This is a genomic window from Ectopseudomonas composti, assembly GCF_001567565.1.
Taxonomy (GTDB): domain Bacteria; phylum Pseudomonadota; class Gammaproteobacteria; order Pseudomonadales; family Pseudomonadaceae; genus Aquipseudomonas; species Aquipseudomonas composti_A.
The window spans coordinates 125,245-150,472 of sequence record NZ_LSSW01000020.1 but is presented as its reverse complement, the minus strand read 5'-3'; the positions used below and the strand labels follow the sequence as shown (position 1 = coordinate 150,472).

The 25,228-nt window shown below is 63.6% G+C and carries 21 protein-coding genes; 8 read left to right on the top strand and 13 right to left on the bottom strand.

Annotation, left to right across the window (positions count from 1 at the left end; genetic code table 11):
* Positions 1 to 104: 104 nt before the first annotated feature.
* From PCLY_RS06665 to ald, 6 genes are all read left to right on the top strand, one after another.
* Positions 105 to 1,487, top strand: a complete 1,383-nt coding sequence (locus PCLY_RS06665; RefSeq protein WP_061238636.1) for an NfeD family protein — start codon at positions 105 to 107, stop codon at positions 1,485 to 1,487.
* A complete protein-coding gene (locus PCLY_RS06660; RefSeq protein ID WP_061238503.1) occupies positions 1,487 to 2,248 on the top strand; it encodes a slipin family protein in 762 nt (253 codons plus the stop codon). Before PCLY_RS06665 ends, PCLY_RS06660 begins: the two co-directional genes overlap by 1 nt.
* Before the next feature lie 88 nt (positions 2,249 to 2,336).
* Positions 2,337 to 2,876 carry a TetR/AcrR family transcriptional regulator gene (locus PCLY_RS06655; RefSeq protein WP_082768029.1) on the top strand — a complete coding sequence of 180 codons (540 nt, stop codon included), beginning with the start codon at positions 2,337 to 2,339 and terminating at the stop codon, positions 2,874 to 2,876.
* Positions 2,877 to 2,928: 52 nt separating this feature from the next.
* Entirely contained in the window at positions 2,929 to 3,630 is a 702-nt protein-coding gene (locus PCLY_RS06650) for a glutathione S-transferase family protein (protein ID WP_061238501.1), read from the top strand.
* Positions 3,627 to 4,310, top strand: coding sequence for a glutathione S-transferase N-terminal domain-containing protein (locus PCLY_RS06645; protein WP_061238500.1), 684 nt, complete (start codon positions 3,627 to 3,629; stop codon positions 4,308 to 4,310). Before PCLY_RS06650 ends, PCLY_RS06645 begins: the two co-directional genes overlap by 4 nt.
* A gap of 92 nt (positions 4,311 to 4,402) precedes the next feature.
* Positions 4,403 to 5,524, top strand: a complete 1,122-nt coding sequence (gene ald, locus PCLY_RS06640; protein ID WP_061238499.1) for an alanine dehydrogenase — start codon at positions 4,403 to 4,405, stop codon at positions 5,522 to 5,524.
* 9 nt (positions 5,525 to 5,533) lie between these two features.
* Here ald and PCLY_RS06635 read toward each other — a convergent pair whose 3' ends face one another.
* Together PCLY_RS06635 and PCLY_RS06630 are read right to left on the bottom strand one after the other, a co-directional pair.
* Positions 5,534 to 7,342 carry an SLC13 family permease gene (locus PCLY_RS06635; protein ID WP_061238498.1) on the bottom strand — a complete coding sequence of 603 codons (1,809 nt, stop codon included), beginning with the start codon at positions 7,340 to 7,342 and terminating at the stop codon, positions 5,534 to 5,536.
* 110 nt (positions 7,343 to 7,452) lie between these two features.
* Entirely contained in the window at positions 7,453 to 8,637 is a 1,185-nt protein-coding gene (locus PCLY_RS06630; RefSeq protein ID WP_061238497.1) for a BaiN/RdsA family NAD(P)/FAD-dependent oxidoreductase, read from the bottom strand.
* Between the two features lie 206 nt (positions 8,638 to 8,843).
* On the opposite strand from PCLY_RS06630, the gene PCLY_RS06625 reads away from it, so the two are divergent.
* Complete coding sequence (locus PCLY_RS06625) at positions 8,844 to 9,575, top strand: substrate-binding periplasmic protein (protein WP_061238496.1); 732 nt, start codon at positions 8,844 to 8,846, stop codon at positions 9,573 to 9,575.
* On the opposite strand, the gene PCLY_RS06620 is transcribed toward PCLY_RS06625, so the two are convergent.
* The 3 genes from PCLY_RS06620 to mdtD are packed head-to-tail and all read right to left on the bottom strand — an operon-like array spanning position 9,576 to position 13,700.
* Positions 9,576 to 10,811: a GGDEF domain-containing response regulator gene (locus PCLY_RS06620; RefSeq protein WP_061238495.1), complete on the bottom strand. Its 1,236-nt coding sequence runs from the start codon at positions 10,809 to 10,811 to the stop codon at positions 9,576 to 9,578.
* 41 nt (positions 10,812 to 10,852) lie between these two features.
* The gene (gene dbpA / locus PCLY_RS06615; RefSeq protein ID WP_061238494.1) at positions 10,853 to 12,229 is read right to left on the bottom strand and encodes an ATP-dependent RNA helicase DbpA; all 1,377 of its coding nucleotides are present in this window, start codon (positions 12,227 to 12,229) and stop codon (positions 10,853 to 10,855) included.
* A 49-nt stretch (positions 12,230 to 12,278) separates the two neighbouring features.
* Complete coding sequence (gene mdtD, locus PCLY_RS06610) at positions 12,279 to 13,700, bottom strand: multidrug transporter subunit MdtD (protein ID WP_061238493.1); 1,422 nt, start codon at positions 13,698 to 13,700, stop codon at positions 12,279 to 12,281.
* 132 nt (positions 13,701 to 13,832) lie between these two features.
* Between mdtD and torT the strand changes: the two genes are divergently transcribed.
* Positions 13,833 to 14,852 (top strand): TMAO reductase system periplasmic protein TorT, encoded by a 1,020-nt coding sequence (gene torT, locus PCLY_RS06605; protein WP_061238492.1) that lies wholly within the window; start codon positions 13,833 to 13,835, stop codon positions 14,850 to 14,852.
* Here the strand turns inward: torT and betA are convergent.
* From betA to PCLY_RS06565, 8 genes are all read right to left on the bottom strand, one after another.
* Positions 14,841 to 16,547, bottom strand: a complete 1,707-nt coding sequence (gene betA / locus PCLY_RS06600) for a choline dehydrogenase (RefSeq protein ID WP_061238491.1) — start codon at positions 16,545 to 16,547, stop codon at positions 14,841 to 14,843. The genes torT and betA overlap by 12 nt on opposite strands.
* Before the next feature lie 104 nt (positions 16,548 to 16,651).
* Positions 16,652 to 18,124, bottom strand: coding sequence for a betaine-aldehyde dehydrogenase (betB, locus tag PCLY_RS06595; RefSeq protein WP_061238490.1), 1,473 nt, complete (start codon positions 18,122 to 18,124; stop codon positions 16,652 to 16,654).
* A gap of 170 nt (positions 18,125 to 18,294) precedes the next feature.
* Positions 18,295 to 18,888: a transcriptional regulator BetI gene (gene betI / locus PCLY_RS06590; RefSeq protein ID WP_061238489.1), complete on the bottom strand. Its 594-nt coding sequence runs from the start codon at positions 18,886 to 18,888 to the stop codon at positions 18,295 to 18,297.
* Between the two features lie 135 nt (positions 18,889 to 19,023).
* Entirely contained in the window at positions 19,024 to 19,875 is an 852-nt protein-coding gene (locus tag PCLY_RS06585) for a glycine betaine ABC transporter substrate-binding protein (protein ID WP_061238488.1), read from the bottom strand.
* 206 nt (positions 19,876 to 20,081) lie between these two features.
* The gene (locus tag PCLY_RS06580) at positions 20,082 to 21,026 is read right to left on the bottom strand and encodes a choline ABC transporter substrate-binding protein (RefSeq protein ID WP_061238487.1); all 945 of its coding nucleotides are present in this window, start codon (positions 21,024 to 21,026) and stop codon (positions 20,082 to 20,084) included.
* Between the two features lie 29 nt (positions 21,027 to 21,055).
* Positions 21,056 to 21,934, bottom strand: a complete 879-nt coding sequence (locus tag PCLY_RS06575) for an ABC transporter permease (protein ID WP_061238486.1) — start codon at positions 21,932 to 21,934, stop codon at positions 21,056 to 21,058.
* Positions 21,927 to 23,132, bottom strand: a complete 1,206-nt coding sequence (locus PCLY_RS06570) for a quaternary amine ABC transporter ATP-binding protein (protein ID WP_061238485.1) — start codon at positions 23,130 to 23,132, stop codon at positions 21,927 to 21,929. The genes PCLY_RS06575 and PCLY_RS06570 overlap by 8 nt, the downstream gene beginning before the upstream one ends.
* Positions 23,133 to 24,088: 956 nt before the next feature.
* A complete protein-coding gene (locus PCLY_RS06565; RefSeq protein ID WP_061238484.1) occupies positions 24,089 to 24,988 on the bottom strand; it encodes a glycine betaine ABC transporter substrate-binding protein in 900 nt (299 codons plus the stop codon).
* Positions 24,989 to 25,228 lie beyond the last annotated feature (240 nt).

Below are 25,228 nucleotides of genomic sequence, written 5' to 3'. Positions count from 1 at the left end.
CATGCGCCGGCCGCGTCGCGGGCCGCGCTGGGACATGGACTATGCTCAACACAGGCCCTCCGCCACCTGTTCGGTATTGCTGCGGGGCCTGGGAGTCGAACGTGTTGCCTGGCTGGTTGCGTCAGTGTCTGTGTGCTCTGATCCTCTGCGGTTCGGTGGGGGCGAGTGCGGCGCCGGGCGCGGTGGTGCGCTTGCAGGTGGATGGGGTGATCGGCCCGGCCAGTGCCGACTACCTGGTGCGCGGTCTGGCCAAGGCGGTGGACGAGGACGCGCAGCTGGTGCTGATCGAGATCGACACCCCTGGCGGCCTGGATAGCTCCATGCGCGCGATCATCAAGGCGATTTTAGCCAGCCCCATCCCGGTGGCCAGTTACGTCGCCCCAGGCGGTGCAAGGGCTGCCAGCGCCGGCACCTACATCCTCTATGCCAGCCATGTCGCCGCCATGGCGCCAGGGACCAACCTTGGCGCTGCCACGCCGGTGGCCATCGGTATGTCTGGCTCGCCGAGCAAGCCGGAGGGCGATGGCAAGGGCGACACGGACAAGCCCGCGCAAGGCGCAAAGGGCTCGGGCGATGCCATGACCGCCAAGCAGGTCAACGATGCAGCCGCTTACATCCACGGTCTGGCCAACATGCGCGGGCGTAATGCCGAGTGGGCCGAACGGGCGGTGCGCGAGGCCGTCAGCCTGTCCGCCGAAGAGGCGCTGGAGCAGAAGGTTATCGACTATCTGGCCAAGGACCAGGGCGACCTGCTGCGCCAGCTGGACGGCAAGACCCTGCAGGCTGCAGGCGTCGAAGTCACCCTGGCTACCGCCGGTGCGCCGCTCATCAGCCATGCGCCGGACTGGCGTACCCGGTTGCTGGCGGTGATCACCAACCCCAGCGTGGCGCTGATTCTGATGATGATCGGTGTCTACGGCCTGTTTTTCGAGTTCTCCAATCCCGGTAGCGGCGTCGGCGGGGTGATCGGTGGCATCAGCCTGGTGCTCGCGCTCTACGCCCTGCAACTGCTACCGGTGAACTATGCGGGGGTGGCGTTGATCCTGCTCGGCATTGCCTTCATCACCGCCGAGGCGTTCTTGCCCAGCTTCGGCGTGCTCGGCATCGGTGGGGTGGTGGCGTTCGTCTTCGGTGGGCTGATCCTGATCGATACCGACGTGCCGGGCTTCGGCATCCCGCTGGCGCTGATCTTCACCCTGGCGCTGATCAGCGCGGCGGCGATCCTGGCCATCGTCAGCATGGCGCTCCGGGCCAGGCAGCGTCAGCAAGTGGCCGGTGGCAGCGGTCTGGTAGGCAGCCTGGTGGCGGTCGCTGCGGTGCGTGACGACGATCCGAGCGCTGGTTGGGTGGCGCTGCAGGGCGAACGCTGGCAGGTGCATAGCGCCTCGCCGTTACGGCCCGGGCAGCAGGTACGAGTCACGGCGCGCGAAGGCGTGCATCTGCAGGTCAGCGCGGTGGATGACCCACCGCCCCAAGGAGGTCACTGATGGGTTTCGAATTGAGTTTTCTTTCACTGGCGATCATCGTCCTGGTGCTGCTCGTCTCATCGTTTCGCATCCTGCGCGAATATGAACGTGGCGTGGTGTTCCAGCTCGGCCGCTTCTGGCGGGTCAAGGGCCCGGGGCTGATCCTGATCATCCCTGGATTGCAGCAGATGGTGCGGGTGGACCTGCGTACCATCGTGCTCGACGTACCACCGCAGGACGTGATCTCCCGCGACAACGTCTCGGTCAAGGTCAACGCGGTGCTCTACTTCCGCGTGCTCGATCCAGAGAACGCCATCATCCAGGTCGAGGACTACATGGTCGCCACCAGTCAGCTGGCGCAGACCACATTGCGTGCGGTGCTCGGCAAGCACGACCTCGATCAGATGCTCGCCGAGCGCGAACAGCTCAATTCCGACATCCAGCAGGTGCTGGACGCGCAGACCGACGCCTGGGGCATCAAGGTCGCCAACGTCGAGATCAAGCATGTCGACATCAACGAGTCGATGGTGCGCGCCATCGCCCGTCAGGCCGAAGCTGAACGTGAGCGGCGCGCCAAGGTGATTCACGCCGAAGGCGAGCTGCAGGCCTCGGAAAAGCTGATGCAGGCCGCCGAGATACTTGGCCGGCAGAGCGGCGCCATGCAGTTGCGTTACATGCAGACGCTGAGCCATATCGCCAGTGACAAGAGCTCGACCATCGTCTTTCCGTTGCCGGTGGAGTTGTTGCGCGGCATCGTCGATCTGAAGGAGCCCAAGGCTTGAATTTAGAACTGATCGGTTCTAAATTGCGCGCATGACGACACGTGGACGACCCAAAAGCTTCTGCCCCGAGCGAGCCCTGGAAAGCGCCATGCAACTGTTCTGGCAGCGCGGTTACGAAGCCGCGTCGCTACAGGACCTGCAGGCGGTAACCGGGCTGTCGAAGAGCAGTCTCTATCAAACCTACCCGAGCAAGCAGGCGTGGTTCGCTGCGGCCTTCAGCCTGTACGTGGCGCAGCGTCGCGCCCTGTTGCTGGAGCAACTGCAGGCGAGCACCTCGCCGCTCGCCTTCATCCGTGAGCGCCTGCTCAGCGTGCTCGAAGACGATGGTCCTGATGGCGTGCCGCGCGGCTGCATGCTGGTCAACGTGGCCAATGAATTCTCCCTGTCGGAACCGGCGCTGGTGCCGGTACTGCAGCAAGCGACGGCGGGTATCTGCCAGATTTTCGAGCAGGCACTGCAACGTGCCGTGGCCTGCGGGGAGCTGAGCAACGGCGAGAACTTCGCGGCCCGCGCCGGTTATCTGCAATGCGTGATGAGCGGCCTGCGTACTCAGGTCAAGTCGGCGGTGCCGGCGGATTCGATTCGCGCCACCGTTGCAGTGGTGATGGCCAGTCTGGATTGCGTTTGAGCGGTTTTTTGTTCGACTAATTTTGGACTGATTGGTTTTTAAAGGAGGTGATATGCGGGAATTGTTCGAGTTGTGTGGCGCCGATCCAGAGCTGCTGTTCTCGCCCTACTGCTGGCGCGTGCGTCTGGCCCTGGCGCACAAGGGGCTGGACTGGCAGAGCCGGCCGATACGCTTCACCGACAAGGAGCTGATCGCCTTTTCCGGGCAGAAGCTGGTGCCGGTGCTGACCGAGGATGGCGAGGCGGTGCATGACAGCCTGGCGATCTTCGCCTACCTGGACCAGCGTTATCCGCAGCAGCCCTTGCTCGGCGATGGCCTGGCCAGCGAGCGCGCGCGCCTGGTGGAACGCCTGAGCTTTAACATGGTGCGCGTGCCCTTGTTGAAGATGCTCATCCCGCGCGTGTGGCAGGTGATCGACCCGGCCGACCGCGAGTATTTCCGCAGCAGCCGGGAGAAGGCGCTGGGCATGAGCCTGGAGGCGTTCGCCGATCCGCAGGGCGGTGAGCGGCTGTTCCGTGAAGGCGTGGCGCCGCTGGAAATGTGGCTGCGTGATCAGCCTTTCCTCGAAGGCCAGGCGCCTGGCGGTTGTGACTACCTGCTGGCCGGCATGCTGTTCTGGGCCTGGTGCCTGGGCGCGCAGCCCTGGGCCGACGACTCGGCGCTGGGGGCCTGGTTCGCGCGTATCCTGCAGGTTTATGAAGCGACCCACGGCCCGGTCAAGCGGGCCTCTATCCATGTGGAGCAGAGCAAATGATCGACCTGTACTACTGGACCACACCCAACGGCCACAAGGTCAGCATCTTTCTCGAGGAGGCCGGGCTCGACTACCGCATCGTGCCGGTGCATATCGGCAAGGGCGAGCAGTTCGCGCCGGAGTTTCTCAAGATCGCGCCGAACAACCGCATTCCGGCCATCGTCGATCACGCGCCGGCCGATGGCGGCGAGCCCATCGCGTTGTTCGAGTCCGGGGCGATTCTCGAATACCTGGCCGACAAGAGCGGGCAGTTCCTGTCGCGCGAGACGCGTGCGCGTTTCGGCGTGCTGCAGTGGCTGTACTGGCAGATGGGCGGCGTCGGACCGATGGCGGGGCAGAACCATCACTTCGTGCGTTATGCGCCGGAGCCTATTCCCTATGCCATCGACCGTTACGTGAAGGAGACCGCGCGCCTGTACGCTGTGCTCGACCGCCAACTGGCCGGGCGCGATTACGTGGCGGGTGAGTACTCCATCGCCGACATGGCCATCTACCCCTGGGCCAAGCTGTGGAAGACGCAGCAGCAGAAGCTGGAGGACTTTCCCAACATGGCCGCCTGGCTCGAACGCATCGATGCGCGCCCGGCGGTGCAGCGTGCTTATGCGTTGGTGGAGCAGGTGAACGCCGACCCACAGGCGCTGCTTAGCGCCGAGGCGCGGCGCCTGCTGTTCGGGCAGTGACGGACGGGCGAAATTTCTCGTGGATTTTCCGGTGAGCTGGCTCACGCTTTCCTAGACTTCAGACTGTTGGCCCGCAATGGTTGGAGATGGTCATGCGAATCGGCGTACCCAAGGAAATCAAGAACCACGAGTACCGCGTCGGTCTCACGCCGCAGTCGGTGGCCGAGCTGACTGCGCTCGGCCATGAGGTGTGGATCGAAACCCAGGCTGGCGCCGCCATCGGTTTCGCCGACGAGGATTATCTCGAGGCCGGCGCGCAGATCGCCAAGGACTCGGCGCAGGTGTTCCAGCAGGGGCAGTTGATCGTCAAGGTCAAGGAACCGCTGGCGGTGGAGCGCGCCAGGTTGCGAGCCCACCACACGCTGTTCACCTACCTGCACCTGGCCCCGGATCGTGCGCAGACCGACGAGCTGATGGCCGGCGGTGCCACCTGTATCGCCTATGAAACGGTGACCGACGCCCAGGGCCGCCTGCCGCTGCTGGCGCCGATGTCGGAAGTGGCCGGGCGCATGTCGATCCAGGCGGGTGCCAGTTGCCTGGAGAAGGCTCGCGGCGGGCGTGGCGTATTGCTGGGTGGTGTGCCAGGTGTGGCGCCGGGCAAGGTGGTGATTCTCGGCGGTGGGGTGGTTGGCAGTCATGCCCTGGCCATGGCGGTTGGGCTGGGCGCGAATGTCACGGTACTCGACCGCAGCGTCGATGCGTTGCGCCGGCTCGATGCCCAGTATGGCAATCGCATCACCACGCTCTACTCCACTCGCGCGGCGGTACGCGAACAGGTGCTGGACGCCGATCTGGTGATTGGTGGGGTGCTGATTCCCGGCGCCGCAGCGCCGAAGCTGATCACCGCGGACATGGTGCGGCAAATGAAGGCGGGCGCGGTGCTGGTGGATGTCGCCATCGATCAGGGCGGCTGCGCCGAAACCTCACATGCGACCACCCATGCCGACCCCATCTATGTGGTCGACGATGTGGTGCACTACTGCGTGGCCAACATGCCCGGCGCGGTGGCGCGAACCTCGACACTGGCGCTGAACAACGCCACGCTGCCTTTCGTCGTGGCGCTGGCGCAGAAAGGTACGCGGCGAGCGCTGGAGGACGATCCGCATCTGCTCGCCGGCCTCAACGTTGCCCGCGGGGTGATTACCTGTGGCAGCGTCGCCGAGGCGCATGGACTCAAGTTTCAGTCACCTGCCAGCGTGCTCGAGCAGCTGTAGGCTGGTGGCCTACAAGGGCCAGACCCACAGCAGCAGGGGGACGCTGAGGCAGACCACGAGAATCTCCAGCGGCAAACCCAGGCGCCAGTAATCGCCGAAATTAAAGCCGCCTGGGCTGAGAATCAGGGTGTTGTTCTGGTGACCGATGGGCGTCAGGAACGAGCACGAGGCGCCGATGGCCACGGCCATGAGCAGGGCATCCGGGCTCACGCCGAGCTGACTGGCGGCGCTCAGGGCAATCGGGCACATCACCGCTGCGGTCGCGGCGTTGTTCATGAAATCCGACAGGGTCATGGTCACCACCAGCAGCAGGGTGACGATGATGATCGGGTTGCCTTGCGCCAGTTGCTCCATCAGCAGCCGCGCCAGCAGATCGGCCGCGCCGCTGGTGGACATCGCCCCCGCCACCGGAATCAGTGCGCCGAGCAGCACGATCACCGGCCAGTCGATGGCTTCGTAGACGGCTCGCAGCGGTACCAGGCGCAGCAGCATGTAGGCCAGCACCCCGCAGGCGAATGCAATCGCTGCCGAGAGCAAGCCGAAGGCCGCTGCAGCGATGGCCAGCAACATGATGACGAGGGCCAGGTTGGCCTGACTCGAATCCGGAATATTGATCGCCCGCGCCGCCAGGGGCACGCAGCCATAGTCGTTGGCGAATTCGCCGATGTCTTCACTGCTGCCCTGCAGCAACAGGACGTCACCGCTTTGCATCGTGGTCGAGCGCAGGCGCTTTATCGAGCGGTGGCTCTGTCGCGAAATGGCCAGCAGGTTGATGGAGTAACGGCTGCGCAAGCGTGTGCTGCTGGCCGAGCGTCCGATCAGCGATGAGTCGGGTTTGACCAGCAGCTCCTGCATGGCGCGTTCGTCGCCGTTGCTTTCCTTGTTCTCCGTGTCGCTCGGTTCTTCTTTGTGCTGTTCCTCTTGCGCCTCGCGCTCGGCCTCCAGCAGCAGGTCCAGCTTGCTGAGCACCTCTCCCAGCTCTTCCGGGTCGGCTTCGATCACCAGCACATCGTCGGCCTGCAGCACGCGCCGTGGATTGGGCGCCGTCAGACGCAGCTTGTTGCGCACCATGGCCACCACCTGGGCGTCGGCTTCATCGAGCAGTTGCTCGATCTCGCGCAGCGTCTTGCCCTGGGCCATGCCGCCTTCCTTGATTCGCGCCTCGGTCAGGTAATGGCCGGTGTCGAAACTGGCGGCGTTGCCGACTTCGCGCTTCGGTACCAGGCGCCAGCCGAGCAGGCTGATGAACAGCACGCCTGCCAGGGCTACGGCCACGCCCACCGGGCTGAAGTCGAACATGGCGAAGGGACCGGCGCCTTGTTGCGCACGGAAGCTGGAGACGATCAGGTTCGGCGGTGTGCCGATCAGCGTGGTCATACCGCCGAGAATGGTGCCGAAGGCCAGTGGCATCAGCAGGCGCCCGGGTGGCAGTTCCAGGCGTGAGGCGATCTGCAGGGCGATCGGCATCAGCAGCGCCAGGGCGCCGACATTGTTCATGAAGGCCGACAGCAGGGCGCCGAGCGCGGTCAGTGCAGCGATCGAGACCATCACTCCGGCGCCGCTGGGCAACAGGCGCAACGCCAGCCGATTGACCGCTCCGGTGCGTTGCAGGCCATGGCTGAGCACCAGCACGCAAGCCACGGTGATGACCGCCGGATGACCGAAGCCGACGAAGGCTTCGCGCTCCGGCACCAGGCCGACGATCACGCAGGCCAGCAGCGCAGCCAGCGCCACCACGTCGTGACGCCAGCGGCCCCAGATGAACAGGCCCATGCTGGCGAGGAGAATGACGAATATCTGGCCTTGTTCGAGTGTCATGAAGCGGCGCCGTCCTTGAAATTGCAGCTTTGCATCTGCTGTTCATAGCAGAGTCTGCGCCGCGTCGGCAGTTCCCGGCGCGCCATCAATGGAGGCGCAACGTCGCGCCTTCAGACGTACTGTGCGGCGGCGTAACCCGAGGCCCAGGCCCACTGGAAATTGAAACCGCCCAAATGGCCGGTGACGTCGAGCACTTCGCCGATGAAATACAGGCCCGGCACCTTCAGCGACTCCAGCGTCTTCGATGACACTTCGTCGGTGTTCACCCCGCCCAGGGTCACTTCGGCGGTGCGGTAGCCCTCGGTGCCCGCCGGCACCAATTGCCAGTCGGACAGGCGTTCGGCAATCGCCTTGAGTTCACCGGGCGTGTACTGCTTGAGCGGTTTGTTGGCGAACCAGCTATCGACCAGCAGGGTCGCCATCTTCTTGGTGAACAGCTCGGCCAACAGGGTCTTCAGTTCGCTGTTGCCGCGCTCGCGCTGCTGCGTCGCCAGCCACTCGGGCAGGTCGATGTGCGGCAGCAGGTCGATGTGCAGGGTATCGCCCGCTTGCCAGTAAGACGAAATCTGCAGGATCGCCGGCCCGGACAGCCCACGGTGAGTGAAGAGGATGTTCTCGACGAAACTCTGGCCGTTGCAACTCACCCGGCAGTCCTCCACCGAGGTACCGGAAAGCTCGCTGCACAATGTCTTGAGCTGCGGGTCGGTAAGAGTGAAGGGCACCAGCCCGGCGCGTGTCGGCAGCAGTTCGTGGCCGAACTGCTTGGCCACCTGATAGCCAAAACCGGTGGCGCCCAGGGTCGGGATAGACAGCCCTCCGGTGGCGATCACCAGGGATTGGCAGCGTATCTCGCCGAGGTCGCTCTGCAGCAGGAAACCGTCTTCGCTCTTGGCTATGTTCTGCACGGCCGTATTCAGGCGAATCTGCGCGCCGGCTTCGGCGCATTCGGCCAGCAGCAGTTCGAGGATGTCACTGGACTTGTTGTCGCAGAACAGCTGACCAAGCTTCTTTTCGTGGTAGGGCACGCCATGTTTGGCCACCAGGCCGATGAAGTCCCACTGAGTGAAGCGCGCCAGGGCGGACTTGCAGAAGTGCGGGTTGCCGGACAGGAAGTTGCCCGGCTCGCAGTACAGGTTGGTGAAGTTGCAGCGCCCGCCGCCGGACATGAGGATTTTCTTGCCGGCCTTGTTGGCGTGGTCCAACATCAATACGCGGCGACCACGGGCGGCTGCGCTGGCTGCACACATCAGGCCGGCGGCCCCTGCGCCGATGATCAGTACGTCGGTTTGCAACACGAGATGTCCTCAGGTGAATCGGCTGACGCAGCCAGCGCTGCGTGAAACCGCTGAAGTTTACCCGAAGCCGCTCTGCACCGCGGTCCTGACCTGCGCGTTGTCGGCGGGGCAGGTGCACCTGGCGGGCTGTTTCACATATGAGACAGTGACGCGTGGCGTTGTGCCTGCTATCAATAGAGCTGATCATTTCGGATGGATCGCCACCAATGACCGCTTTGCGTGCCTGGCTATTGCTTTTGCTACTGTCGCCGGCACTGGCTTCGGCTGAGCTGTTGCGACTGGTGGCAGACCCCTGGCCGCCATTCAATGATCAGCGGCTGCCCGGCAAAGGGCTTTCCACCGACCTGGTGGAGCAGGCTCTGGCCCGCGCCGGCTACACCACCAGTTATGTAGAGGTGCCCTGGGAGCGCGCGGTGCTGGGGCTCAAACGCAAGGATTACGACGTCCTGATCAACGCCTGGTACAGCGATGAGCGTGCCGAGTATGGTTATTTCTCCCAGCCTTATCTGGTCAATCGCATCCGCTTCATGCAGCGCAAGGGCAGCGATATCCACTTCGAGACTCTGGCCGATCTCTACTCGCACAGCATTGCGGTGGTCAGGGGCTATGCCTATTCCAAGGAATTCGACAGTGATCCGCAGTTGCTCAAGGTTGGCGTTGGCAGCTTCGAAATCGCCGCGCGCATGTTGCATGCCGGGCGCGTGCAGTTGGCGCTGGAGGACGAAGTGGTCGCGCGCTACATGCTTGGCAACACGCTGAGCAGCATTCGCGACGAGCTGGAGTTTCTGCCGCTGCCGTTGAGCGAGAACGGTCTGCATATCCTGGTCCGGCGCAGCCATCCCCATCATCGCGAGATCGCCATGCGCTTCGATGCCGCGATTCAGGCGATGAGCGACGATGGCAGCTATGCCGCGACGCTGCAGCGGCACACGCACTGATCAGGCCAGGACAGTGCGCGCGCGGCCTTGCTGCTTGGCCTGGTACAGGCGAATGTCGGCTTCATGCAGCAGGCTTTCCAGATCTTCCGGCTCACCCTGATAGAGCCCGGCGCTGAACGATAAGGCCGGGGCACCGACGGCGTAGTGCAGCTCGGCGCATTGCCGGCGCAACTTGTCCAGTATCTGAACCACATGCTGCGCTGGGTGCAGGGTCAGCAGGGCGAACTCCTCGCCGCCCAGGCGGCCCAGCAGCATGTCGGGAAAGGCATTGCTCATCGCCCGTGCGAACACCACCAGGGCACTGTCGCCGCTGGCATGGCCGAAACCGTCGTTGATGTGCTTGAAGTGGTCGAGGTCGAGCATCGCCACGCTGACCTCGCGGTTCTCGCGCTGCGCTTTCTGCAGCATCTGCGCGCCCTGTTCATAGAAGGCACGGCGATTGTTCAGGCCGGTCAGGGCATCGAACTGCGCGGCCTTCTTCAACGCACGCAGCAGATCGCGTCGCTCCAGGGTGGACATCACTCGGCAGTTCAGCTCTTCCGGGCAGAAGGGCTTGCGCAGGAAGTCGTCGGCGCCATGCTTGATGAACTGCGCACTGAGCGAACCCTTGGGGTCGGCAGACACGCCGATGATGATCAGGTCATTGAGACGCAGCTTCTGCCGCAGCAGCTTGACCAGTTCGAAGCCGCTGACGCCGGGCATGGCATGGTCGAGCACCATCAGGTCGAGATCCGGGTGATCATTGAGCCGGCGCAGGGTTTCCTTGCCGTCGCTGGCCTCGATGATCTGGTAGTGGTGCGGCTCGAGAATGTGGCGAATGAAGCGGCGCTGCGCGCTAGAGTCGTCGGCGATGAGAATCTTGATGTGGCTGTTGTGGTCGAGCCGGTGCAGCAGGCGGAAGGCGTACTCGTAGGAGTGTTGGCTTTCCTTGAGCACGTAGTCGACCACGCCTTTCATCAACAGCTCGTCACGGCGCTGCTCGTTGTAGCTGCCACTGAGCACGATGCAGGGCAGGTGGTAGCGCATCACCAGATCGACGCTCTCGCCGTCTGGTGCGTCTGGAAGGTTCAGGTCGACGATGGCGGCGAAGAACAGCGCCGCCGAAGTTTCCAGCATCACCTCGGCTTCTGCCAGCGAGGCACAGAAGATCGGTTCCAGATCGGTTTCCTGACGGAACAGATGTTCGAGGATTTTCAGTACCAGTGGACTGTCTTCAATGACCAGAATATTGCGCATGGGTAACCCCGGCCCAGGCCGTTTGAGTCTTTATATCAGCCTTACAATAGACGCACACGCAAAGTTCTACCCTTGATTTTTCCTTCGCTCAGGCGCTTCAGCGCGTGGCGCGCAACGTCGCGCTGCACGGCGACGAACGCCTGGTAATCGAACAGGGCGATCTTGCCCACCTGGTCGCCGGCAATGCCGGCATCGCCGGTCAGGGCTCCGAGGATATCGCCGGGGCGCAGCTTCTCCTTGCGCCCGGCGCCGATGCACAGCGTATGCATCGGCGGCAGCAGCGGCTCGCCGCCCGCCTTGGCTTGCGGCAGCGGGTACCAGGCCAGCTCCCGGCCTTGCAGCGTTTCGATGGCCTGGGCACGACTCGCTTCGGACGGTGCCACCAGGCTCAGCGCCAGGCCTTTCTCGCCGGCGCGGCCACTGCGGCCGATACGGTGGATGTGCACCTCGGCATCACGCGACAGCTCGACGTTGATCACCATTTCCAGCCCGGCGATGTCCAGGCCGCGCGCGGCCACGTCGGTGGCCACCAGCACGCTGAGGCTGCGGTTGGCGAACAGGGCGAGGATCTGGTCGCGCTCGCGTTGCTCCAGATCGCCATGCAGGGCCGCAGCAGAAATCTTCTCGGCTTCCAGTTGCGCGGCCAGTTCATCGCACTGCTGGCGCGTGGCGCAGAAGGCCACCACCGGCTGCTTGCGGAAATGCCGCAGCAGGGTGCTGACCGCCTCCAGGCGTTGGCCGGGAGCGATCTCGTAGAAACGCTGTTCGATCTGCCCGTCGTCGTGCTGGGCCTCGACCTCGACCCGCTCCGGGCTACGCAGGAAGCGTGCAGCGAGTTGCTCGATGCTGCTTGGGTAGGTGGCGGAGAACAGCAGGGTCTGCCGGCGTGCCGGGGTCTGCTGGATGATTTCGCTGATGCTGTCGATGAAGCCCATGTCGAGCATGCGGTCGGCTTCGTCGAGTACCAGGGTATTGAGACCGTCGACTTTCAGCGTGCCCTTGCGCAGGTGTTCCTGCACCCGTCCCGGCGTGCCGACGATGACGTGGGCGCCATGCTCCAGCGAGCCGATCTGCGGCCCGAAGGGCACGCCACCGCAGAGGGGCAGTATCTTGATGTTGTCGGCGGCGCGGGCCAGGCGGCGCAGTTCCTTGGCCACCTGGTCGGCCAGCTCCCGCGTCGGGCACAGCACCAGCGCCTGGCAACCGAAAAAGCGCGGGTTGAGCGGGTGCAGCAGGCCGATGCCGAAGGCCGCGGTCTTGCCGCTACCGGTCTTGGCCTGGGCAATCAGGTCGCGGCCCTTGAGGATCAGCGGCAGGCTGGCAGCCTGGATGGGGGTCATCTCGGTATAGCCAATGGCGGCGAGGTTGGCCTGCATGGCGGCAGAGAGGGGCAGGCTGGCGAAGGCGGTAGCGGTCACGGCAAGTGCTCGGGGGTGACGAAACAGGGCGGCAGTGTAGCAGGCTGGCTCATTCGTCCGCTGAAACCTCGATATTGCGGCTGCCACGGCCCTCGTTCGCATCCAGTTGCAGGAAGATCGCCGCCGCCAGCATCGACAGCAGGCCGACGCACAGGTAGGTGGCCTGGAATGCCTGCAGCACATGCTCATGGTCGCCCAGCTCACGGCTGAAACCACTGAGCAGCGCAGCTGCCGAGGCAACGCCAAGGCCCATCGCCAGTTGCACCACGACCGACAGCAGGCTGTTGCCGCTGCTGGCGTCGCGGTTGTCCAGATCGATCAGGGTCACGGTGTTCATCGCGGTAAATTGCAGCGAATTGCAGGCGCCGATCAGGCTCAGCTGGATGACCAGTTGCAGCGTCGAGCTCTCGGCATCGACCAGGGCCAGACTGGCGATCAGGGCGCCGAGCAGCAGGGTGTTGCTGGTGAGGATGTTGCGGTAGCCGAGGCGTTCGATCAGCGGCCTGGCCAGCGGTTTGGCGGCCATGGCGGCCAGCGCCAGAGGGATCAGGCTCATGCCGGCCTGGGCCGGCGAATAGCCCATCGCCAGTTGCAACAGCAACGGCGTGAGAAAGGGCAGTGCTCCGCTGCCCAGACGGGCGAACAGGTTGCCGATGATGCCCACGGCGAAGCTGCGCGTGTGGAACAGCCTGGGGGCGAACAGGGGGTGTTCGATACGCCCGGCGCGCAGCCAGTAGGCGGCCAGGCAGGCCATGCCGCCGAGCAGCAACAGCACCACGCGCATGGTTGGCAGGTGCAGTTCGCCAAGCCCTTCCAGCGCCACGGTGATCAGCAGCATGGCGGCGCCGAACAGCAGGAAACCGGCCGTATCGAAACGACTGCGCTCCGGCCCGCGCAGGTCCGGCATATGCCGCAGCGCCGCCCAGCAACCGAGCAGTCCCACCGGCAGGTTGATCAGGAAGATCCAGTGCCAACTGGCTACTTCCACCAGCCAGCCGCCGAGGCTCGGGCCGATCAGCGGGCCGAGCAGGCCGGGCAGGGTGATGAAGCTCATGATTCGCACCAGCTCCGAGCGCGGATAGGCACGCAGCACCACCAGGCGCCCGACGGGCATCATCAGGGCGCCGCCAAGACCCTGGATGACACGCGCGGCGATCAGCATGCTGAGCGACCCCGACAGCGCGCAGAGCAGCGAGCCGAGGCTGAACAGGGCAATGGCACCGAAAAAGATGCGCCGCGTGCCGAAACGGTCGGCGATCCAGCCCGAGGCCGGAATCAGCAGGGCTACGGTGAGCATGTAGGCGATCACCACCGACTGCATGCGCAGCGGGTCTTCGCCGAGATCGCCGGCCATGGCCGGCAGTGCGGTATTGAGGATGGTGCCGTCCAGCGTCTGCATGAAGAAGGCGATGGCGACTATCCAGGGCAGCAGGCGGGCGGTGCGTGGGTCAAGCAGGCTGGGGTTGGTCATGCTGTTCTCATGGTCTGTGCGATTCACTCTAGGCTGACGGCTCGGCTGCGGCAACTGCGGCAGGCGCGAGTCAACGGCAGTGCTACGCTGGATTGACTGGCACATTGCCCCGCAAGGGCTAAGGATGGCTTCATGCGCTGGTTCTCTCTGTGGCTTTCGCTGGCCTGCCAGTCGCTGCTGGCTGCCGAGTGGTTTCCGTATCCGGTGCGTGTCGATGGCCGCCTGCTGGATTACCGGCCTCTGCCAGTGGCCAGTCAGCCCTGGCGCATTTGCGCGCTACTGCCCCATGGCAAGGACCGTTACTGGTGGGGCGTGGCCTGGGGCCTGGATCAGGAGGCCAGCCGTCTGGGCGTGCGCCTGGGCATCTATGAGGCGGGTGGTTACGAGCATGCCGATGTGCAGGTGGAGCAGTTCGAGCACTGTGTGGCCGAGGGTGCCGATGCCTTCGTCGTCGCCAGTATCAACACCTATGACCTGTGCCGCGCGGCAGAAGTGCAGATCAAGGCCGGGCGGCCAGTGATCGACCTGGTCAATCGTCTGGAATGCCCGAGGCTCAGCGCACATTCGCGGGTCGACTTCGCCGACATGGCGCGTACCACGCTCGAGTACCTGGTGCGCGCCAGCGGCGGTCGGCCGATTCAGGTCGGCTGGCTACCGGGGCCGGCCGATGCCGGTTGGGTGCAGGACGCCGAGCGTGGCCTGCGTGATGCCTTGCGCGGAACCCAGGTGACCCTGGCCCATGGCGGCTATGGTCCGGTGGATCGCAGCCGGCAGGCGCAGCTGGCGCGCGAGCTGTTCAAGCAGCATCCGCATCTCGATTACCTGATCGCCAATGCCGAAGCGGCGGCCTTTGCCGCACAGCTGGTGCGCAATGTCGGCTCCAAGGCGCAAGTGCTGTCGCTGTACGCCAGCGAGCGTGTGCTGGAGCAGATTCGCGAGGGACAGGTGCTGGCCGCACCGACCGATTCACCGGTGATTCAGGCGCGTATCGCGCTGGATCTGGCCGTACGTGCTTTGCAGGGCGAAAAACTGCCGCGCCTGGTGAGCCCGCAGATCGAAATGCTCGACGCGGGCTCACTGGATCGCTTCGATCTCGGCCGGCTGATGCCGCCCGAGGGGCACTGGATGATCCGCCAGGAGTTACCCGACTAAGCGGTCTTCCAGGCTGCGCAGCGGCGTGCCGCGAACCGGGCGTTCGCCAGCGACGAAGTAGGGCGCGGTGCTGCGTGGCAATGGCTGGCGACCGCGAATCCGGTCGGCGATCTTCTCGGCCATCATGATGGTGGTGGCGTTGAGGTTGCCGGTGATGATCTCCGGCATGATCGACGCATCCACCACGCGTAGCCCCTGCAGACCGTGCACGCGGCCCTGGCCATCGACTACCGCCATGTCGTCCTCACCCATCTTGCATGAGCAGGAAGGGTGGAAGGCGGTCTCTGCATGCTCGCGGATGAAGGCATCCAGTTCGGCGTCGCTCTGCACATGCGCACCAGGACTGATTTCACGGCCACGGTAAGGATCGAGTGCCGGCTGCGCCATGATCTCGCGGGTGAGACGAATGCCGTCGCGGAACTCCTGCCAGTCCTGCTCGGCGCTCATGTAGTTGAACAGGATGCTCGGATGCTGACGCGGATCCTTGGACTTGAGCTGCACACGCCCACGGCTGGGCGAGCGCATCGAGCCGACGTGAGCCTGGAAACCGTGCTCGTTCACCGCGTTGCTGCCGTTGTAGTTGATCGCTACCGGCAGGAAGTGGAACTGGATGTTGGGCCAGGCGAATTCCGCTCGGGTGCGGATGAAACCACCGGCTTCGAACTGGTTGCTGGCGCCGATGCCTTCGCCGGCGAACAACCATTTGGCACCGATGCCCGGCTGGTTGAGCAGCTTGAGCGCCGGGTACAGCGACACCGGCTGGGTGCAGGCGTACTGCAGGTACATTTCCAGGTGATCCTGCAGGTTCTGGCCGACGCCAGGCAGTGCATGCACCAGCGGGATCTCCAGCTCGCGCAGCAGCGCAGCGGGGCCGACGCCGGAGCGCTGCAGAATTTGCGGCGAGGCGATGGCGCCAGCGCACAGCAGCACTTCGCGGCGGGCGCGCGCCTCGCTGGCATCGTTCGAGTTGCCGATCAGATAGCTGACGCCGCTGGCGCGCTTGCCATCGAAGAGGATGCGGTCAGTGGTGGCGTGGGTGACGATGGTCAGGTTGGGGCGGGCCCGGGCCTGGTCCAGATAGCCGCGAGCCGTGCTGGCGCGGCGGCCTTCCGGCGTCACAGTACGGTCCATCGGGCCGAAACCTTCCTGCTGATAGCCGTTGAGGTCATCGGTACGCGGGTAGCCGGCCTGCACGCCGGCCTCGACCATGGCGTGGAACAGCGGGTTGTTGCCGGCCTTGGGCGTGGTCACGCTGACCGGGCCGTCGCCGCCGTGGTAATCGTTGGGGCCGATGTCGCGGGTTTCCGCCTTGCGGAAGTACGGCAGGCAGTCCAGATAGGTCCAGTCCTCCAGGCCCTTGGCCGTGGCCCAGTTGTCGAAGTCCAGCGCGTTGCCGCGGATGTAGCACATGCCGTTGATCAGCGACGAGCCACCCAGGCCCTTGCCGCGTCCGCACTCCATGCGCCGGTTGTTCATGTACGGCTCGGGGTCGGTCTCATAGGCCCAGTTGTAGCGCCGGCCCTGCAGCGGAAAGGCCAGTGCGGCGGGCATCTGGGTGCGGAAATCCAGACGGTAGTCGGGGCCACCGGCTTCCAGCAGCAGCACGCTGACATCTGCGTCTTCGCTCAGACGGGTGGCCAGGACGTTGCCGGCCGAACCGGCGCCGATGATGATGTAGTCGAATTCCTGGGTCATGGCTCCTCCTGTTGCCCGGCTGCGAGCCGGGAAAACCTGGATGAATGTCCCCGGATTGCATCCGGGCTACGAGGCGGCGCTTTTTGTAGGAGCGGCGTTTGCGATCAGAACACCGAGGCGTAGTCGCCCATTTCCAGCTGCACCGACTTGATACGGGTGTAGTGGCCGAGGGTGACCAGGCCGTTCTCGCGGCCGACGCCGGACTGCTTGTAGCCGCCCACTGGCATTTCGGCCGGCGACTCGCCCCAGGTGTTGATCCAGCAGATGCCGGCTTCCAGCTTGTGGATCACCCGGTGCGCGCGGTTGAGGTCGCGGGTCACCACGCCAGCGGCCAGGCCGTAGTCGGTGTCGTTGGCGCGGCGGATCGCTTCCTCTTCGTCGTCGTAGATGAGGATGCTCATCACCGGGCCAAAGATTTCCTCGCGCACGATGGTCATGTCGTCCCGGCAATCGGTGAACACGGTGGGGGCGACGTAGGCGCCATTGGCGTAGTCGCCATCGGTGACGCGTGTGCCGCCGATCAGCAGGCGCGCGCCTTCGCTGCGGCCCTTGTCGATGTAACCGAGCACGCTCTCCATGTGCGCGAAGCTCACCAGCGGACCGAAGTTGGTGGCGTCATCCAGCGGGTCGCCGAGGCGGATGCGCTTGACCCGATCCAGGACCTTGGCTTCGAAACGCGCCTGCAGCATGCGCGGCACGAACACGCGGGTGCCGTTGGTGCACACCTGGCCGGAACTGTAGAAGTTGGCCATCACCGCGATATCGGCGGCGCGGTCCAGGTCGGCGTCTTCGAAGACGATCAGCGGCGATTTGCCGCCCAGTTCCATGGTCACTTCCTTGAGGCTGGAGCTGGAGGCGCTGGCCATCACCTTCTTGCCGGTGACGGTGCCGCCGGTGAAGGAAATCTTCTCGATGCCCGGATGCTCGGTCAGCCACTGGCCAACTTCGCGGCCGCTGCCGGTCAGTACGTTGAACACACCGGCGGGCAGGCCGGCCTCGGTGTAGATCTCGGCCAGTTTCAGTGCGCTCAGCGAGGTCACTTCGCTGGGCTTGAAGATCATCGCGTTGCCGGCGGCCAGGGCCGGTGCGGACTTCCACAGGGCGATCTGGATCGGGTAGTTCCAGGCGCCGATGCCTGCGACCACGCCCAGTGGCTCGCGACGGGTATAGACGAAGGAGGTTTCGCGCAGCGGGATCTGCTCGCCCTCGATGGCCGGAATCAGGCCGGCGTAATACTCGAGCACGTCGGCGCCGGTGACGATATCGACGTAGCGCGTTTCCGAGAGCGGCTTGCCGGTGTCGAGCGTTTCCAGCTCGGCCAGCTCATCGTTGCGTTCACGCAGGATATCCACCGCCTTGCGCAGGATGCGTGAGCGCTGCATGGCTGTCATCGCCGCCCACACCTTTTGCCCTTCGCTGGCACTGGCTACCGCATGGTCGACATCGGCCTGGCTGGCGCGCTGCACCTTGGCCAGTACTTCACCGGTGGCCGGGTTGATGCTGTCGAAGGTTTCTCCACTGCTGGCGGCGACGTACTGGCCACCGATGTACAGCTGCTGTTCGGCGAAACGGGGCATGGGCTGTCCTCTGAACTCGGTCAATCTGCTTGGAGAACAGCCTATTTTATTTAAATTGAACGATCAATCAATAAAAACGACAGGGCGCAGCCAATCACGACATGGCCGCATGGCTGTCACGGGGCGTGAGTCAGATCGAGCGGCGGGGTTCAGCCGCCTGCATGACGGAATTAGTCGGCAGCCTTGGCCAACTGCAGGTCGAGGTAGTCATAGGCGATGCGGCGCGCCTGGGCTGTATCGAAGGTTTCGCCGGACAGCGCACCGCGCAGCCACAGGCCGTCGATCAGCGAGGCCAGGCCGCGCGCGGCCTGGCGCGCCTGATCCTGCGGCAGGGCGCGGCGGAACTGGCCGCAGAGGTTGGAGTAGAGGCGGTGGTCGTTGACCCGTTGCAGCCGGCGCAACGCGGGCTGGTGCATGCTGCTGGCCCAGAACGCCAGCCAGGTCTTCATCGCCGGGCCGCTGACCTGGCTGTCATCGAAGTTGCCGTCGATCATCGTCCGCAGATGGGCGCGTGGGCTGTCGTCGGTCATGCCCTGGCGTCGCTCGGCCACGGCATCGCGTAGCGCCTGCATCAGGTGGCGCATGGTCGCCTCGAGCAGGCCGTTCTTGTCCTTGAAGTAGTGGCTGATGATGCCGTTGGAGACCCCGGCCAGGCGGGCGATGTAGGCGATGCTGGCGTCGGCCATGCCGACCTGGTCGACGGCTTCCAGGGTAGCGGCGATCAATTGCGAACGACGAATGGGCTGCATGCCGACCTTGGGCATGGGGCTCTCCATGGGGAACAGGAGGGCGCAGTCTAGGCGGACTTTGATCGCCTGATCAATTAAACAGAGTGACCCGGCAGGCGCCAGAAACGAAAAAGCGGGCCGTAGCCCGCTTCGTCTTGAGCGTGGATTAGCTTATTTCAGCCACTCGGCAACGCGATCCGGGTTCTTGGCGATCCAGTCCTTGGCGGCCTGGTCCGGCTTGGCGCCTTCGCGAATGGCCAGCATGACCGAGCCCACTTCTTCACCGCTCCAGGAGATCTTGCTGAGGAAGGCGGCAGCGTCGGCAGCCTTGGTCTTCAGATCAGGGTTGGCCACGGTGTCGACGTGTTCGTCATCACCGAAGACTTTCTTCGGATCTTCCAGGAAGCGCAGTTTCCACTTGGCGAACATCCAGTGCGGAATCCAACCGGTGACCACGATCGGCTTTTGGCCTTTCTCGGCGCGGGTCAGGGCGGTAGCCATGGCCGGACCGGAGCTCGGCATCAGCTTGATGCTGGCCAGGTTGTATTCCTTGATGGCCTCTTCGGTGCGGCGCATCACACCAGCGCCGGCGTCGATACCGGTGATCTTGCCGTCGAAGTCCTTGGCGTATTTCTCCAGGTCTTCGATGCTCTTGGCTTGCACGTAGTCCGGCACGATCAGGCCGATCTTGGCGCCAGCGTAGTTGGTGCCGAGGATTTCCACCTTGTCCTTGAGTTTCTCGTAGTACTCACCGTGGGTGGCGGGCAGCCAGGCGGAGAGGGTGGCGTCGAGGTCGCCGCGGGCCACGCCCTGCCACATGATGGCGGGTTCGACCGGCTTCAGCTCGACCGTGTAGCCGAGTTTGCTTTGCAGAATTTCCCCGGCGACGTGGGTGACGGCGACGCTGTCATCCCAGCCGTTGACGTAGCCGATCTTCAGAGTGGGTTTGTCGGCGGCCATAGCGCTGCCGATGCCGATGGCCAGGGCGGCAGCGCCGAGGCAGAGGTGTTTGAGTACGCGCATGTTTGTTGTGCTCCGTCAGTTGAGTGGCAGTTGCAAAATCATTGACTGGCTCGTTCTCATTGCGGGCCTTGCGAAACCGTATTGCGCAGCAGATTGCCGGTTCGCGCGCAAGGTCTCCCCGTCACGACCCATGGGCCGCTAGCGTTAAGCGAGGAGGTTTCCGGGCTCGAACCCTGGGGTGCGAGCCCGAATTGGGTCGCGGCCTGTTACAGCCCGACGTGTTTCTTTACGGCGGCGACGCCGTCCTGACCGTCGAAGGTGGTCACACCGCTCAGCCACTGGTCGAGAATCGCCGGGTTGGCCTTGATCCACTCCTTGGCGACGCTCTGCGGGTTTTCCTTCTCCAGTACCTTTTCCATCAGCTGGCTTTCGATGTCGACGGTGAACTGCAGGTTGTTCAGCAGCTTGCCGACGTTCTCGCAGCGGGCTTCATAGTCCGGCGGTACCACGGTGTAGACCTTGGCTGCGCCGTAGTCTGGGCCGAACACATCGTCACCACCGGATAGGTAGGTGATGTCGTACTGGGTGTTCATCGGGTGTGGTGCCCAGCCGAGGAACACGACCGGTTCCTTCTTCTTGATCGCGCGCGACACCTGAACCAGCATGCCGGCTTCGCTGGACTCGACCATGCGGAAGCTGCCGAGGTCGAACTGGTTGTTCTTGATCATGCCGTCGATCAGCAGGTTGCCGTCGTTACCCGGTTCGATGCCGTAGATCTTGCCGCCGAGCTGATCCTTGAACTTGGCGATGTCCTGGAAGCTTTTGAGGCCGGCTTCGGCGGCGTAGGTCGGTACTGCCAGGGTGTACTTGGCGCCTTCGAGGTTGGCTTTTTCCAGCACCTTGACGCCGCCGTCCTTGAGGAAGGGCTCGATCACCGAGTCCATCGACGGCGCCCAGTAGCCGAGGAAGGCGTCGATCTGGCCGTTCTTCACGCCGGTGAACGCAATGGGTACCGAGGCCATGATCTTGCGCGGCTGGTAGCCCAGGCCTTCGGCCAGGGTCATGGCCACGCCAGTGGTGGCGGCGATGTCGGCCCAGCCGATCTCGGCGAAACGCACTTGCTTGCAGCTCTCCGGCTCTGCGGCCATGGCGCCCTGAATCATTGCGCACGACAGCAGGCCGATGGCGGCGGTGGTCTTGAACGATTTCATCTGCGGTTCCCTGTGAAGTGAAAAAGTATTTATTGGCGCTGCAGTTTGCCGCTGAACCAGGCGAACACGCCGCGCTTGGCGGTCTGCTTGGTGCCGAAACTTTCGGTGATGCGGTCGAGGATGATCGCCAGCAACACCACGGCCATGCCGCTTTCGAAGCCTAGACCGATATCCAGACGCTGGATACTCGCCAATACATCGTTACCGAGGCCGCCTGCACCGACCATCGAGGCGATGATCACCATCGACAGGGCCATCATGATGGTCTGGTTGACCCCGGCCATGATCGACGGCATGGCGTTGGGCAGCTGTACCTTGAACAGCAACTGGCGGCTGGTGCAGCCAAAGGACTGGCCGGCTTCGACGATTTCCTTGTTCACCTGGCGAATCCCCAGGCTGGTCAGGCGTACGGCGGGCGGCATGGCGAAGATCACCGTGGCGATGATGCCGGGCACGCGACCGAGGCCGAACAGCATCGCAGCCGGAATCAGGTAGACGAACGCCGGCATGGTCTGCATGAAGTCGAGGATCGGCCGGATGATGGTCGCCACGCGCTCGCTCTTGGCTGCCCAGATGCCGAGCGGGATGCCCAGCAGCAGGCTGATCAGCGTCGAGGAGAAGGTCAGGCCGAGGGTTACCACCGTCTGTTCCCAGAAACCGGTCATGACGATGAGGATGAAGGCTACCGCGGTGAAGACGGCGAAGCGCGCACCGATACGCCACAGGCCGAGCGCGACGAAGATGGCGATGAGCAGCCAGGCTGGCGGCAGCATCAACAGGCTTTCGATGGCTTCGGAGAAGCCGCTGACTACCTTGCCGATGCTGTCGAAGGCGCCGCTGTAGTTGTCCAGCAGATGCTGTACGACGTCATTTACCCAGCTGCCCAGGTCGAGTTTCTTGTCATTCATGGGATTCCCCCTGCAGTCGGGTCAGCAGGCGGCCCTTGCTGATAGCGCCGCAGTAGTGGCCTTCGGCGTCAACCACCGGAATCGGCCCCTCGTTGTCCACGAGGCGAGTGATGACGTCTTCCAGAGGCATGTCCTCCGGTACCGGAACGACCTGTTTGAGCGCCGCGTTGTTCAGCGGTACTGACTCGTCACCGTCGACCATCAGGGCGATCTTCTCCAGGCTGATGGAGCCCTGGAAGTTGTTCTGCTCGTCGACGATGAAGGCGTAGTGCTTGTCCAGCGCCTGCAGCTCCTTGCAGATCTTCGCCGCATCCGGCGCCATGCCGTTGTAGACGTAGGTCGGTACGCTGTCGGCCTTGAGCTGGCCGGCGGTGAGGTAGCGGCTGGTGTCGACGGTATCGAAGAAGTTGCGCACGTATTCGTTCGCCGGCTTCTCGATCAATTCCTGCGGGGTGCCGACCTGGATCAGCTTGCCGCCTTCCATGATGCCGATGCGGGTGCCGATGCGCATGGCCTCTTCGATGTCGTGGGAGACGAAGATGATGGTGCGGCGATGGGTTTTCTGCAGCTCCAGCAGCACGTCCTGCATCTCACGGCGCTTGAGCGGGTCGAGAGCGGAGAAAGCCTCGTCCATGATGATCATCGACGGGTTCACCGTCAGCGCACGGGCCAGGCCGACACGCTGCTGCATGCCGCCGGAGAGTTCGTGCGGATACTTGTGGGCGAAGGTGTCCAGGCCGACCTGCTTGAGCACTTCCATGGCGCGCTTTTCACGCTCCTTGCGACCGCTTCCCGCTACCTCCAGACCGAAGGCGGCGTTGTCCAGCACGGTGCGCGAGGGCATCAGGGCGAAGGACTGGAAAACCATGCTCATGTCGCGGCGGCGCAGGTCGATCAGTTGCGACTGCGGCAGCTTGGCCACGTTCTGGCCATCGATGTAGACGTCACCGGCGCTGGGCTCGACCAGGCGGTTGATCAGGCGGATCAGGGTGGATTTGCCAGAGCCGGACAGGCCCATGAGTACGAAGATTTCGCCCTCTTCGACACTGAACGATACATCGCTGACACCGATTACGGCGCCTTTCTCGGCCAGAATCCTTTCCTTGCTCCAGCCTTCCTTGAGCAGCTCGATGGCTTCTTGTGGGTTAGAGCCGAAAACCTTGTACAGGTGTTCGACCACGATCTTTCCAGACTGCATGGGACGTTTCCCCTTCAATCGGCATCTAGTGGGCGCTGGCACGGCTGGGCACGCATCATCGAAGCGTAGAACAGCTGTGGCAGACCTCTGATTTTTGTGGGTGTTTTCTGAAAGTCGAGGTTGGCGAACGTTTCGCTGCACTGGCGGGTGCCGACACTCGGGCACGTCCGGACGACACGCTGACGGTTGCAGTTGCAGGCCATCGCGCCGTTGAATCGTGTAGGTGAGTGATCATTGCCTTGCCGTGCTGCAAACCGCTTCCAAACCCTCTGGCAGTGTTTCGAAATCCAGTCCGTTGGAGGTTCATGTTCCATCCTGGAACATGCGTACATCCGAAATTTCTTGTTCGGCCGGCGCCCGTGGTGGTGGGCCAGCGCTTATCTGTTCTTCGGTCTGGGGTTGTGGGGCCCCAGTCTGCCGCTCCTCTGCAGGAGTCGGCAGCGACGTCATCGGCTGACTCAACGATATAGCCTTGGAGCCTGCGCAATTGTCGGTTTGCGACTCTGACATGTTGGGCGACGACATGGGGCTGACCGCTGCGTGTTTGCCGTTTTTTCCCCGTTATCGAGTTGTCGATGTGGGGGCTGTTCCACGGTTCTTGAATCCTTCTCTGAATGAGGTTTCGCTTGAGTGGTGCGGCGCACGCGTTAAAAACCTTAACAGACTTTTTTACCCTCAGGTCAACCCTGAAAGCCGCGTGCGGCGCGGTTTTGCGCGTGTTGGGCGGGCTGCAGGCGCCGTTTTACGGGGGCTGCGCTTGTGTTGAAAAAAATTGACAGCAGTGCGTCGAAAAAGATCATTTTGCGTCGAAAAGGTTTGCGTGCCGGTCGATTGAGACCGGCAGCGGATACGATCGCCAGCTGGGTGGAGCGTTGTCGGCTAAGGTCGTGATTTATTTGGCGACATATCTGGAGTTTGCGGATTTTTAGTTGTTTTTATTGATTTTTATGTGAATTTCATTCGCTGCGTTTGTTCACGCCCACGAGCCAGCTGTTGACCATTTCGGGATTCTTGTTCATCCACTTCTTGGCCACGCGCCGCCGGTTGGTGTTGCCCTCGAGTACGCTGCTCATCAACTGGTTTTCCGCGGCAATGGTGAAGGTCATATTGCGAAACAGCTGGGCCAGGTTGGGGCAGTCGTTGGTGAAGCCGCCACGAGCGACGGTGTTGACCTGGGCGGCGCCATAGTTGGGGCCGAAATACTTGTCGCCGCCGGAGAGGTAGAACATCTTCAGGCGATCGTTCATCGGGTGTGGTTCCCAGCCGAGGAAGACGGCAGAACGGCCCATCTGCTGGGCGCGTTCGACATGGTTGAGCATGCCTTTCTCGCTGCTTTCCACCAGGGTGAAGTCACGCAAGCCGAACACATTCTCGCGGATCATGGTCTTGACCATGCCGTTGCCCTCGTTGCCCGGCTCGATGCCGAATATCTGGCCGCCCAGCTCGTCCTTGAAGCGATGGATGTCGGCGAAGTCCTGCAGGCCGGCTTTGTAAGCAGGCTCGAGCACGGCGAGGGTGTAACGCACGGTGGGCAGATTGGTTTGCAGTTTTTCGATGCGGCCGCTTTGCAGGTGGGGGTCTACCAGCTGGGCCTGCGCCGGCATCCAGTTGCCAAGGAAGACATCGACGTTGCCGTGGGCGAGGGCTTGATAGGTCTCCGGAAGCGACAGGCGCTTCACCTGGGTGCGATAGCCGAGGTCAGTCAGCACCAGCCGGGCGACGGCAGTCGTCATGGTGATATCGGTCCAGCCGACGTCGGCGAGAGTGATCAGCTCACAGCGTTCGGCTTCGGCGGCCTGCAGACTTGATCCGTAAAGGACGCCAAATGCGAGTAGCCAATGAGCGAGTCGGTTCATGGATCACACCTGCCTGTTCGTAGAGAGGAATTCGGTTGCTGACTAGAAAGCAAATGGCGGGCCGCTTGCATCGTGAAAAGCGACTTCCACATGCCCAGGCTGGCCGTGCTTCGTTCATTGCCTATTTCCGCTCTCGGTCGAGGTGGGTGTCGGCGCGGCTGCCGGCAAGTTGGCGACCGCTTTGCGGCGCTGCTTCCGTCTGCCAGTGCCGGGACAAGCGGCTGAGAACCGTCCTTTTCA